Source organism: Dietzia sp. 179-F 9C3 NHS, from assembly GCF_045369825.1.
Lineage (GTDB): Bacteria > Actinomycetota > Actinomycetes > Mycobacteriales > Mycobacteriaceae > Dietzia.
The window spans coordinates 112612-125546 of sequence record NZ_JBIQES010000006.1; the positions used below are offsets into that span (position 1 = coordinate 112612).

Sequence of the window (12935 nt, forward strand, 5' to 3'; positions counted from 1 at the left end):
TGCTGTGGTGGGCGGAGCCAGGGTGGATCCGCGCCGCTGGGTGGTGAAGCCTGCCGGTCAGGGGGTGTCCGGCCTGCTGGTTCCCGACTCCCCGGTTGAGGAGTCGTCGCCGGACTGCAGGTCGTCGACCGACCCGAGTCCGCCGCTGCTGGATCCGCCGGGAGCTCCGGCGGAAGTAGTGGGGCTGTTCGACGACAGTCCGCCGCTGGAGCTGGAATCGCGGCTGCTGGGCGCGTCGTTGTAGCCGCCCTCGCCGCTGGAGCGCGAACCGGAGTTGTCGATCATCCCGTTCTGGATGTCGGTGACCAGCCAGCGGTCGGCCTCGCGCACCAGGTACAGCCGGTACCCGGCTTCCTGGGTGGCCTCGGAGTTCGACATCGTCCAGGTGAGCGCGACGTTGACGGTGACGGTGTCGCCGTTGTCGTAGGTGACGGGCTGGCTTGGGTTGATCGGCTTGTCCGGGTGGGCCACCACGGTGCGGACCTGTGGCCGGGTCACCGCACCGTCGAGCCCGTTGCGCACGTTGGTGCTGGCTTCGCGGGCCGTGAGCAGGTTCATCTGGCGGGCGTCGCTGGCCGCCCACGCGGTCAGGAACGGTTCGATGACGCTGCCGGTCAGTTCGCCGCCGAGCTCCTGGTCGACGTTGCGGGACGGTTGCGGCATCGGCGCGGCGGCCACCGGGATCGTCGGGGACAGTCCGACGTCACCGACGATCTGCATCGCCATGCCGCCGCCTTCGGTGGGGCCGACCCACACCGGCACACTGGTGGCCATGGCTTCGCCGTCGATGACGACGTCGAAGCCCAAGAACGCGGCCTGCCCGGTCTCGTACCCGTCGACGGGGGCGACGAACCCGTTGAACACGACAGAGGACGCGTCCTGCGTCTTCCCGCCGGACTGCCAGCCGCACTCTCGAGCGACGTTGCCGGCGGCCATCGAGGTCAGCGTCGCTGATCGCTGCTCCATCTGGGCGCTGTCGCCGTGGGTGAAGCAGGCGGTCAGGTAGCGGGCGCCGAAGCTGGCCGCCGACTCGACGGGGAACGTCGACAGGCGGTAGGCGGTGGCCTCGCTGGGGCTGATCGCCCCCTGGGCGGGGATACGGGACGAGCCCATGGCCACGCCGAGCACCAGGGCACTGGCGGTCAGTAGTCCCACGAGGCCGCCGGCGGCGTAGAGCAGCCGCTTGCCGCGGGCGCGGGTGTTGGATACCGGTGGGGCGCCGGGCGGGACGACGTCGAAGCCGGAGATCTTGACGCCGTTGGCGTCGTAGTAGTCGACGGTGGGGGCGTCGTCGGTGTCGGAGTGCCCGCGAGTACCGGCCATGGTGAACAGGCGGGACAGTGCGCCGCCCTTCTTACCGGAGTCGTCGTGCTCGGAGCCCAGCTCGGGGGGTGGTACCTCGTAGCCGTCGGAGTCGACCCAGATCAGCTCGTCGTTGCCGTCGGTGTCCCGGATGGGCTGGCCGTGTTCGTCGGTCCTGGCCAGTGGTTGTCCGTCGGCGGTGGTGGCGACGATGCCTCCGTCGACGTCTGCCAGGTGCAGGTATCGGCGCTCGCCGTCGACGTCCTCGTACGGCAGTGCTGGTTCGGGTGCGCGCCCCGCCCGGGGCGGGGCGGGTGAGGTCGGGGCGGCGGGCGCAGGCTCTGGGGCGCTGTGGCTTTCGGGCCAGGCCGTCACGCCGGCCAGGCAGCGCAGCGCTTCGCGCACGTTCGTTGCGTCGGCGCCGTCGCCGGTCGGGGCGGGTTCCAGGTCGGGCGGGATGTCGGACTTGGGGAACATGGCGGTCTTCCCGTCCCCGGTGGGGGCGGGAAATGCGCCCGGCGGCAGGACGAGACGACTCACTGACGGCCTCCCCGCCGGGCGGTGCAGCGTGCGGCGCTCATGCCTGGGTCAAACCCTTCCCTGGTGTCCCCGCCTACCGCCGGGAAGGCGGCTGGTGGCAGGTGTGTGGTCTCCGATAGTCAGTCATCGTAGAGGCAGGACGTGTCGGTGGACGGTGGCGTGATCTGCTCGCCCGCTTCTACTGCTGCGCGAACGGGTCGTCGTCCTCGACGTAGTCCTCATCTGCCCATCCCTCGAACGCCGAGTCCGGTTCTTGGTCGTAGTCGGGCGGGGGCTCCATGCCGGGGCCGTAGGGGTCGGCAGGCCCGGGCACGGCGTCCTGCTCGGCGCCGACGGGCACACCCGCCGGCTGTGGGGCGGCCTTCCGGGCGGGGCGAAGCGCGTCGGGCACGTCGATCGCGGCGCTGCTGGTCACATCCAGGGCTTCGTCTCTGCCGGTGAGGATCTGCGCCAGCACCCCGTCGTTCTGCAGTTCCGCGAGCTGGGCGGACATCACCTTCTCGAGCTGGTCGCGGGCGGCGTCGGCGTCGACGTCGTCATCGGCGTAGGGGTCCCACTGGTAGGGCTTTTCCAGCACGGGCACCATGCGGATCTTCTCGTACCAGTTGTTGGGGCCCTCGGGGCCGCAGGTGTGCACCGCCGTGTGTTCGTCGGCGCCGTTGATGAACAGCACTTCCCGCAGGTCCTGCTCGGGGTCCACGCGTAGACCGACCACGGCGTCTGCCGGGATACGGGTGGCGTCCTCGCTGGTCTTGCGGATCTTGGAGGTTTCGCCGGCGCCCTGTCCGAACCGGAAGCGGTTGCGTTCGATCTGGGCTTCCTCGACGGCGTACATCTTGCGCACCTCGGAGGATTCGGCGGCGAACAGTTTCGCATCGTCGCTCGAGGAGAGCTTGAGGGTGAATAGGTGATCCATTTGTGCCCGTAGTCGCTTCCACACCACGCCCTGGCCGTCGTCGATGGCCAGGACGTCGGCGATGGACTGTGACGACAGGATCGGGCGGATACCCATGTCGGCCGACTTGTTGAACAGCCCGATCATGGCGTTCGCCGCTTCCGGGGTGTTGGCCGAGCCGACCTCCTCCATCTGCAGCACCAGTGGCGCCCACGGGGTGCCGTCGACGCTTCCGGTGCCGGCGCCGGCGTACCGGGCGACCAGGTCCAGTTTCGAGCGCAGGGTCGCCACGGTGGACTGTAGGTCCAGCAGCACGGTGGTGCCCACCAGGGCCGCGGTGTCCGGGTAGTCCTGCGCGGGCAGGGAGAACACGACGATCTCGCGGCGCAGGATCGCCCGCACCAGGTCGATCCGCATGGCCGGCGCCGCCCCGGGGGTCAGCCGGCCGTCCAGCGCGGAGTCGTTGAGGATGGTGCCGATCTGGGAGGCGGTGTCGGAGATCGACCCGGACAGTGTGGAGTTGGGCCGGCCGAGCTGGTCGGAGAAGGAGGCCATGCGCTGCTGGATAGCGCCGACCCGGTGCGCGGCGTCGCGTTCGTTGATGATGCCGCCGCTGGCGCGCACCACCTCATCGACGGTCAGGGAGTTTCCGAGCTTGACGATGGTGTCCGCCGACAGGACGGTGGACAGCACCTGCAGCCCGGACGGCGGCTGGCTGCCCTTTCTCTGCTGGTCCAGGCCCTTGAGGGCGGCCAGGTCCCAGGCCAGGGACACCGCCTCGTTGGCCTGCCGTAGGTAGACCGCGGCGTCACCGTGGCGGGGCACCGAGTTCAGCAGCATCGACGCCTTCGATTTGCCGTTGCCTCGAGTGAACGGGTCGTAGTGGGCGGGACGGGGCGGGGCGTAGGGGTGCGGCGCCCGGTAGGTGGTGCGGGCCTTGGGGGCGAGCTGGAAGTGCAGGAAGGTGCGGCCGAGCTCGCGCGCCAGCTCCGCTTTGCGGCGCACCAGGTCGTCGTCGCCCTTGAAGTCGAGCACGATCTGTCCGCAGCCGAGCTGGCGGGACTGCTGGTCGGCGATGGAGGTGGCCAGGCGGGTCTTTCCCGATCGGGAGGTGCCGAAGATCGCGATGGCTTTCTTGAGCTGGCCGCAAGGCACCAGCACCGGATCGCCGTAGCGTCCGGTGCCGATCGCCACCTCCGGGCCGTTGTCCTCACGCGCGAAGGGCCACATCAGTCGAGTCCTTCCTGCAGGTAGGCGCCGTCGGCGATGCGGGCGCGCACCTTCTGCTCGTGGATCCGGTCCAGCCAGCCGACAGGCCGCAGGTTGGAGTAGGTCTCTCCCTCGACGACGCCCTCGAGGCGGCGGGACCGGGAGCGGAAGACGCTGTAGATAGCGCCGATGGCGAACCCGACGGGGATGCCGAATCCGAGCTGGGTGGCGATCACGGTGGACCAGGGGGCGTCGGTGTGGGCGGCGGCCCAGCCGAGGATGCCGGTGTCGGCGCCGGCGACCAGTCCTGTGGCCCAGGTACGGGCCGCGAACGAGGTGGACCACGCGGACCACGTTCCGGTGTCGACGCCGGCGGCGATGACCGCCAGGACCAGGGTGATCGCCGACCACGCCATCCAGCGGCTGGTGCGCACTCGCCGGTACTCGACGCCGATGACGGCGCAGCACACACCGAACACGGTGCCGGGCACGGCGGCGATGGCGACCACTGCCGCCAGGACGGCGAGCAGTGGTGAGGTCGCGGACGGCTTGGAGGGTTTGGTCTCTTCGGCCACGTCGGTGGGGTCCTTCGGGCGGTAGGGCGTGATTGGGTGTCCCTAGTGTCCACGCAGGGCGTGTCGGTGGTGGCCCGCACTCGGGCCGGGCCCGGCGCTATAGCGTCATTGCGTCCGCCGGTGAACGGAAATCGGGCGGCACTCCGGTGTGGGAGACCGCACAAGCTCACCGCCGTGCCCCTATGATGGGTCAGCATCGGAGAGAAAACGCGGTGCCGACCATCTGGTCACAGTGAGTTCGACGGCCCCACCACGGTCGCGGGCTCTCGTATCGGTGCAGGTCTCTGCGCTTTTCTCCGATGCCGGTAGGGCACAAATGAAGAGAGGTCTCGCTCACGTTGGCGCGTGAGCGAGACCGGAAGTCTCTTCGCGAAGGCCGGGCACCACCCCGGTTCTCCGCAATCCCCTACCGAAAGTTGCAGCAGCTGGAGAGGAGAGTTTTCTTGTTGCGGGCCGCGCAGGCCCGCGGCGTCGGGTCTCAGCATAGCAAGACTCGGGGCGAATCCGCGATACCCCCGTTCCTCAAAGCGGTCGTGTCGCTCAGTCCCCGAGCCCACTGCCGCATCGACCGGGCCGGCGACCACGAGCACTACGCATCCGCTCCGCTGCCCACCGATTTTCCCGACCAGCCGTGGGCCCTCCACCTCACCGACGACGACCGCCGGTACCGACTGATCGGCTTCGATCTGGACGACCACGACGGCCGTTCCGCCGACGTCGCCACCGATCTCGCGCTTCTGCTGTCGGTATGCGACGAGCTCGCGCTGCCCTACCTCGTCTGCGCCTCCGGTGGTGGCGACGGCCGCCATCTGTGGCTGCACTGCACGCCCACCGAACGGGTCACCATCGACCGCATCGTGGCCGCTCTCAAACACCTATGCCCGACCGCTGACACCTCTGCGCTGGCTAACCCGACCTCGGGGTGCCTGCGCGCTCCCGGCTCACCCCACCGCGACGGCTCGGCTTCCCGCCCGCTGCCTCACGGAGAGCACCCCACAGGGCTGCACGCCCTGCGCGCGCTGGCCCGCAACCCCGTCTCCTCGACACAGATCGAAGACCTGGCCGACCGGCTCACCGCACTCGCCGCGCCCCGCCGGCAGGCCTCGGCAGCCGCCACAACGCCCCGCCCCGCCCGGCCTCGCGTACAGGCGCCACACCGGTCCGCCCGCGACGCGCCTGCCCGATCCTCCCGTCGCTCGCCGCGGCAACTGGCGCCGTTCGCGCGGCAGCTGCTGGCCGGCGAGCCCGGCCCGGACACCTCCGCCACGGCCTATACGATCGCCAGGTCGTTCGTCTACGCGCACCGCGACATCGACGATTTTCTCCACGCCGCCCTCGTCGAGTGCGCTCCCGGGCTCGAACACATCCGCACCCGCCGCCACCGGCCGGGAAGTAGCGAACGCGTGCCACGGCCGGACGCCCGCGCGCATGCGATCCGGCAGTTCGGCCGCGCCGTGGACTCGGTCCCACGCCACCACCTCGCCGGCGCCACCGCCGACCGCAGCGCCACCGAGCGCCACCTCCAGCAGGTGTCCCGGATCGCCGACACCGCGGTGCAGCTCGCGTGGTCCGGCGCCCGCTGGGGCGGCCCCAGCGGCATGGTTTTCCACCGCACCCTGGCCGCGCTGGCCGACCTCACCGTCGAACGCGGCCGGCGAGTCGTGACCGCAGACACCAGGACGTGGGCGCTGCGCGCGGGCCTGACAGCGGCGCAGATTTCCTCCGCCTCACGAGCACTGGAGAAGGCCGGCTGGATCGAGTGTGTCGCCCCGGCCAAAGGTCCACTGGCCGCCCAGTGGCAAGTGGTCGATCGCAGCGAACGCAATCCGCGGGTGCAGCATTTTCTGAACACTGGAGGTTCCCTCCCCCCAGCCGGTACCCACCCCCACACCGACCCGACGGACCCCCCAGGCCCCGCCTCGACTCTGCTGTCCTCGGGCCGAGACGCCGCCTGGTCGCTGCCGGGCCTGGGCACGACCGGGCACGCCCTGTGGTGGTACCTGCGCACGTTCGGGCCCTGCTCCCCCGCCCGTCTGGCCGGGGCACTGGGGCTGGACCCACGCACCGTGAACCGCACGCTGCACGCCCTGGCTCGCTTCGATTTGCTGCGGGGGGCCGGCGGCGAACTGGTGCGGGCCCTGCCCCTGGACCGGTGCCGGCGCGCGTGTGTTTTCCACGGCTGCACCGCCACCCTTGACGCTCGCGCGGAGCGCTACGCTCTCGAGTCAGCCCAGTGGGCGGTGCGGTGTGCCGAGCGGGTGTGGCGCACCAGCCCGGTCAAGGTGAACCTACCCGTCGAGATCGTGCGTCTACGCCGCGCGGTCTGCGTCGAAGCGCCGCGAGTGCGGCATGAATCTTCCCACCCGCGGCGGCGCGGTGTGCGTACCGCGGCGGTACGGGATCTGGCTCGCGCATGGTGCCGCCGTCTGGCCACGAGTGACACTCTGATCGCCGCGGAACAGGCTCTGCTGGGCTCGCCACACCCGGCCGCTAGTCCCGAACCGCCGCCCCGTTCCGCGCCGCGGCGCATGGTCGCGGCCGCCGCCTGATCGGGGTTTCGCCGGCGGCACTGTCCACGCCCGCCACACCGCCCTGCGACCGTGAATGGGCGGGGCCCGGCGACGGTGTCTCGCCGTGTTCGCGATGCGGCCACGCAGCCACGGTGCTCGCCCCGGGCGCCTGCTCCGCCCCGGACGGGGCGCCACCGCGCGGGTGGGTCACGTGTCGGCCACCGGTGTCCACGAGCGGAGCCTTCGATGACTCAGCGGGTCCTCTCCATGCACCGCTCGTGGTTGCCGGTCAGCGCGATCCACTGATGGAACGGCACCGTGCGCGGCTCGCGTCCGATCTCCTGCAGATCCGACAGCCACAGATCACGCCAGCGGCCCCACTCCTCGAGCGAGCAGTACATGCGGTCGGGCATGAACTGCTGCGCCATCCGCCACGCGATCCCGTCATCGTCCGGGGTCTCGATCAGCTCGGCACTCATCGGCCGCCCCTCGGCCACACCATGCTCGTCGAACTCCACCAGACGGGTCGAGGTCTGCCCGGTCTGCCGGTTACGGACCGTGCGCGTGTACACGCTCGAGGTGTCCCCGACGTACGGATTCGACTGCGCCCCGTAGGCATCACGAATCACCCCCAACGCCGGGGCGCCCGAGACCGGGTGCACACCACCACGATGGCCGATCAACTGTCGGCGTACCGACGGCGAACACAGCCACCGCACGTACCGGAACTGCCGATACCGCACCTGCTGCTGCCCGTTCTCACTCACCAGATACGGGCCCGAGTCCCGGTAGCCCTCCACATAGCCGCGAAGCCGCGACATCTCCTTGTCGGCGAGCTCGACCTCGATCGCCCGCAACTCGCCCTCGTCGGTCACCTCGATCAGATCCGGATAGCGCAACACCCGCCGCGTCGACCCGGCTGGCATCGTCACGCACGCCAGCCACCGCTGCCGGCGCGCCACCGACCCCGAATCACTGATCTGCTCGTCGTAGACCGTCGGCACCACCCCAGGCGAGTGACCGTCGCCGGCACGCACACCACGCGCCTGCAGCCAGTCAGACAACTCCTCCGGACCCCGCATCTCGAACATCCGAATCTCACGTTCGGAGAACACCTCACGGCCCGCCGTCACCAACGCCGCCGCCTGCTCCGTCACCAGAAGCCGATGCAGCATCTGAGAGTCCTTCGGCCGCACACCCGTCGTCAACGGATGCGCATCCCCCAACACCGCCCGCTGGCCCGCCAACGTCGGCCACACCACCGGCCCAGACCACGGGATCGAATTGTCGCGCTCGAGCAGACCAGCCTCGACCATCTTGCGGATCCGCTGCCGCCCGGTCTCCCACGACCCGTCATAGAAGAACCGGGCCGCCTGCCGGACGCTGATCACCGTGAACCGCGACAAGAACGCCAACAACTCCATGTCGCGTCCCTCCCGCCGCCACCCGTCACCGAGCTTCAACCCCGACAACTCGCCACGCGAGTGACGGCGCCTCTCACGCGCCCACCGCTGAGCCGTCAGCCCCTCCTCCATGGCCTCCAACTCGGCTTCCCACGGCGCCAGGATCCGAACCATGCCACCCCCCTAACTACAAACCCACACATCACCTAACACCTCACCACCGCCTGGTGAAGTCATCACATCCCACCCTAACGCACCAACCTGCACAAACACGCCTGACACTTCACCACCCCCTCCCCCCGAAAAAAGCCCGACTAGAACGAAAGACACCACACCCGCATATGCCGCCACAGGCAGCACAGGACCACGCAGCACCAGCCGCCCACACCGGGCCACTGGTGCAGTGCACAGCGACGCCTCCACCGACGCCGCAGACACCGCCAACACCACCACGACGACCATCGACCACGACGCCATAGGCGCCGCAGCCGACAGCCGTCACCCCCTGCGGTGGGTCGGCGCCGAGACTGCGCTCGCCACGCCCAGGCGGGGCCTCGCCCACACCTACAGTGATCCGCCCTGGGGGGCGTCCCCTGTGGTGGGGCTGGCCCACGCCCGGCGTGTCTCGCTACGCCTCGTCGCCTCACGTCGGCGGGCAGCCGACAGCACCCGCGCGGGGTGTGCTCGCCCGAGCTATGGGCAGCTGGCAGCCCCCACGGGGTGCGCGAGACCAGACCGCCGCTTCCGCGATGTGGGTGCCGCGGGCAACGGGGTGTGTGGGGAGCACTCGCGGCGTGGCCACGCCAACGGGATGCCTGTAGTGATCTTGCGGGTGGGTGCACGGAACCGTGTGGGGCCACGCTGCCGCGTGGCCCGCCCTCGGCTGGTTGCGGTCTGCCGGTGTGTGTGCGCCTGGGGTGGGCTGCGGTTGTCGGCTGCGCCGGATGCTGCGGGCCGGTGACGGCTGGGGGCGGCGGTGACCGGGTGCGGTCGGGTGGCGCGGCAGCGGCACCCCTTGCGGTCGCCCCGGTCGCCCCGGGCAGGCCGGGCGGGCCGGCGGCAGACGGCGGCAGACCGCGGCGGGCAGCCGGCAGGGCACTGCGCAGCCCACAACCGCAGAGGCCCACACGCGGGGCAGCACCCGCAACCCGAACACCCGGGTGGCGCGGCAGCGACACCCCCCCCCGGGCCGACAGCGACAACACCAGCCCGGCCAGCCGACGACCGCAGCGCACAGCCGCAGCCGGCCCGGCCACAGCAACACCAGCAGCAGGGTGGCGCGGCAGCGACACCCCACACCCGGACCCGCCGCACGGGCCGCCAACACCCGGGGGTGGAGGCAACCGCCGTGCACAACACGACCCGGGCCACCACCAGGCCGCCACGCCCGCGAACACACCCGCCACCACAAGCGAGCCCGCGGCAGACAACAGCCACCCGCCCCGCCGACCCCTCACACACCACACCGGTGCGGAAGGAGCACCGCGACAGGGGCAGGAAACCGCCGAAGACAACAGCCGGCTGCAGCCGGCGAAGGCGAAGGAGCGGGCGGCGCTTCGCGCCGGGGCCCGTCCGCCCCGGAAGGGGCGGCGGGCATGGTGGGTGAGTGCAGGTTGGTGGTGGGTCACCGTTACCGACTCACAAGCGTCTGTTCAACCCCCTGTGTGCGTGCGGGCGCGGGGGGTGCTGGGTGGGTTGGTTGGGGGTTGTGGTGGCGGGGTGGGTGGCGGCGAGTTGGGGGTTGTTTTTGTGTTGGGGGGTGTGGGGGGGTGGCGGCTGCGGCGTGTGGTGTGCGGGCTCGCGCCGGGCGCGGTTGTGTAAGGTGGTGCCTGCACTTGCATGGGGGGACGAGATGGAGGGTGAGGCGGATGGTTCGGATCTCTGGGGAGGTGGCGGCGGACCGGGCGGCGGCGGCTGCGCGGGCGCGGGCGGCGCTCGAGGCTGAGGCTGGGGCGCGGGCTGCGTTGGAGGCGGCGCAGGCTCGGTCGGGGGCGGCGTTGGCGTTGGCGCGGATGGCTGGGGTGCCGTGGCGGGAGCTCGAGGGTGATCTCGGGATGTCGCGGCAGTCGTTGGTGGAGCGGCTTGCGCGGTGGGGTCGCCGGCGGGGAGGCGCCGAGGGGACTGAGGGGACCAGATTTGCTCTGCCTGATGTGGCGGTGGCCGGCGGGGTCCCGGGGGCCGTCGATGACGGTCTGGGTGAGCCGCCGGGGCTGTGGTCCGACCCTCTGGTGCGCAGGGGGGTGCAGGCGGCGGTGGACTGGGTGCAGGTACGCACCCGGGCGGACGCGGCGAAGTCGGTCGGGGACCAGGAGTTGGTCGAGCTGTGTGAGCGGGCCGGGCGGCAGGCGGTGGCGGCGTGCCTGTCGGAGGCGCGGGCGCAGGCGGCGGTGCCGGGGACCGATGTGCGCGCGGCCGCGAGGGCCATCTTCCAGGCCGGCGCCGCCTCCGCGGCCGGGCCCGGCGAGGCGGGTCGGTCGGCGGCCGGTGGGGCGTCGGGCACCGGCGACGATGAGGTCCCGGACGGGCTCGACTGACCACTTCCCTACTGCCGGCCGGCCGTGGGTGGCGTGCTCGAGCTCGGCCCCGCGGGCCTGTCTCCCTGGGAGACACGGCCGCGTTCTGTCCGGCCTCCCGGTCGGACGCACTTGGCTCGTGGCCGGCCGGGGCTGTTGCCATCTGTCGGTCGATCTGGTTGGGCCCTCAGCTCGCCGCGGGATGCTCGCGGCAGCCTGACTAAGGGGACCAGACCCACCTCTTGGTGCGGCGATGCCTGCGGGAAGCAGCCGGGGCTTCTCCGACCGCCTGACCCGGGGCTTCTCCGGCCGTGGAGCGGGGACGGAGTTCGCTTACCTGATGACGACTATCGGGGCGCGGCCGCCCCGCGCAGGGCAGGCCGAGAGGCGACGCCCCCGCCATGCGGCCTCTGCCCTGCTTCCACACGGCCGTCCCGGCGGGGCCGCTGCCTGACCGGGCAGCCGGACCGCGGGCCCCCTGGGATACCGCACTGTCTCCTGTCCGAACCGAGAGAGTGGTGCATGTCGCCGCGCGCCGGCCAGTTCCACGACGGTGCTCTCGAGAGCGGTCTGTCCTACTGCACCCCGCATCGTGGGGACGCACTTCGCATGCCCGGGTCGGTGGACGTCGAGTCGACTCCGCCGCCACGATCTACGACGCGCCAGTAGTCTGATCGGCCCTCAGCCGGGAAGTGCCCTCCCGCGGACCGCCACCGTGTGCCTCGGACTCCGGCGACACCACACCAGCACGCCATGGCACGACAATGGACAGCGAACCCGCCCCACCACTGGCACGGAACTCAGGGAGGCCACCGTGCATAGAGACCCTATTGCGAGATTGGTCATCGGGCCTGTCGTCATCTTCACCGCTGGAGTCGTGTCGCTCGTTGTCGGTCTCCGGGTGCTCAGAACGTTCATCCACGATTTACTCCAAATCGAAGAGCAGGAGCAGCCCGCGGGAGACGTCGCTGAGACGATGCCGCCGCCGCCAGACGTCGCTGAGACGATGCCACCGCCGCCAGACGCTGCCCCTGCCGTGACCGAGCCGTTCGACTGGGCGCCGCTGATCTACATCGGTGCCGCCGCGCTCGCGCTGCTTCTGGTGGTCGCCGTCATCATGGCGGCGCGGGGACCGTGGTCCCGCGCTAGCGCTGCCCGCGAAGAGCGTCGCCGTGAGCGCTTCGACCGTGAGATGGCAGAGATCGAGATGAAGACCTTGTGGAACACCGCGAAGAAGCGTCTGCGTTCCATCGAAGAGCGCTACACCAGCGTGATGTGTGATCCGGGCACCGTGCTCGGCGCCCCCCTGATCGACGACCTCACCCACCAGCCGACCGCCGCGTTCTACACCGCCTGGCAGGCAGTGCGGGAGGCCGACCAGCCGGTGCAGCCGACCGACCCCGAGCGGGTGCGGGAGTTCCACCGCGCCACCCGTGCACTGGGCGAGGCATGGGATACCGCCTTGGCTGACGCCCGCAGGCTCGGCGCCAGCACTCTGTCATCGGCCGACAGGAAGAATCTCAACCTGGCAAAGCGGCTGCTGGCCACGGCCCTGGACGAGGGTGCGAGCGTGCCGGAACGCCGCGGAGCCCTGGACCGGGCCCGCACCCTCATCGACCGTCTCGGACTCATGCAGCCGCACGCCGGCCTGCCCCGCACCAGCCTGCTCGACGGCGCCGTCGAGGCGATCGCGACGGCCGAACGTCGAGCACTCACCACCTGACTCGAACGCTCGCAAGCCACACCGGTGGGCCTGTCTCCCTGGGAGACACGGCCGCGTTCTGTCCGGCTGTGTCGGGGCGCGGTGCGGGGGTTCGACGGGGCGGCTGTCGCTGTGCAGCCTAGATTGACAGAATTAGTCTCTAGATTGACAGGATTTGCAGGCGGGTAAGCCCTAGTAGTGCTCATGACCTGCGCAGATGCCGCGCAACGGTGTTTCTCAGGGTTTCGAGCCTGTCAATCTAGAAAAAGCGCTGTCAGCAAAAGCG

7 protein-coding genes are annotated in these 12935 nt (G+C 70.8%); 3 read left to right on the top strand and 4 right to left on the bottom strand.

All coding sequences use genetic code 11. From position 1 onward, the window contains the following. Positions 1 to 57 precede the first annotated feature (57 nt). The 3 genes from ACH0BZ_RS09130 to ACH0BZ_RS09140 form a co-directional block, all read right to left on the bottom strand. Entirely contained in the window at positions 58 to 1842 is a 1785-nt protein-coding gene (locus ACH0BZ_RS09130) for a conjugal transfer protein (RefSeq protein WP_406897875.1), read from the bottom strand. Between the two features lie 178 nt (positions 1843 to 2020). After that, entirely contained in the window at positions 2021 to 3967 is a 1947-nt protein-coding gene (locus ACH0BZ_RS09135) for a hypothetical protein (RefSeq protein WP_406897876.1), read from the bottom strand. Continuing rightward, the gene (locus tag ACH0BZ_RS09140) at positions 3967 to 4521 is read right to left on the bottom strand and encodes a hypothetical protein (protein WP_406897877.1); all 555 of its coding nucleotides are present in this window, start codon (positions 4519 to 4521) and stop codon (positions 3967 to 3969) included. The genes ACH0BZ_RS09135 and ACH0BZ_RS09140 overlap by 1 nt, the downstream gene beginning before the upstream one ends. Positions 4522 to 5054: 533 nt before the next feature. On the opposite strand from ACH0BZ_RS09140, the gene ACH0BZ_RS09145 reads away from it, so the two are divergent. Next, positions 5055 to 7070, top strand: a complete 2016-nt coding sequence (locus ACH0BZ_RS09145; protein ID WP_406897879.1) for a hypothetical protein — start codon at positions 5055 to 5057, stop codon at positions 7068 to 7070. 212 nt (positions 7071 to 7282) lie between these two features. Here ACH0BZ_RS09145 and ACH0BZ_RS09150 read toward each other — a convergent pair whose 3' ends face one another. Further along, complete coding sequence (locus tag ACH0BZ_RS09150; protein ID WP_406897881.1) at positions 7283 to 8608, bottom strand: hypothetical protein; 1326 nt, start codon at positions 8606 to 8608, stop codon at positions 7283 to 7285. Positions 8609 to 10584: 1976 nt separating this feature from the next. Between ACH0BZ_RS09150 and ACH0BZ_RS09155 the strand changes: the two genes are divergently transcribed. Both ACH0BZ_RS09155 and ACH0BZ_RS09160 read left to right on the top strand, forming a co-directional pair. Beyond that, positions 10585 to 10968: a hypothetical protein gene (locus ACH0BZ_RS09155; RefSeq protein ID WP_406897882.1), complete on the top strand. Its 384-nt coding sequence runs from the start codon at positions 10585 to 10587 to the stop codon at positions 10966 to 10968. Between the two features lie 856 nt (positions 10969 to 11824). Further along, positions 11825 to 12670, top strand: coding sequence for a hypothetical protein (locus ACH0BZ_RS09160; protein ID WP_406897883.1), 846 nt, complete (start codon positions 11825 to 11827; stop codon positions 12668 to 12670). Positions 12671 to 12935 lie beyond the last annotated feature (265 nt).

Bases quoted from the DNA above. Each gene is read 5' to 3' on its own strand.
- ACH0BZ_RS09135 (WP_406897876.1), bottom strand. From the start codon at position 3,967: ATGTGGCCCTTCGCGCGTGAGGACAACGGCCCGGAGGTGGCGATCGGC.
- ACH0BZ_RS09150 (WP_406897881.1), bottom strand. From the start codon at position 8,608: ATGGTTCGGATCCTGGCGCCGTGGGAAGCCGAGTTGGAGGCCATGGAG.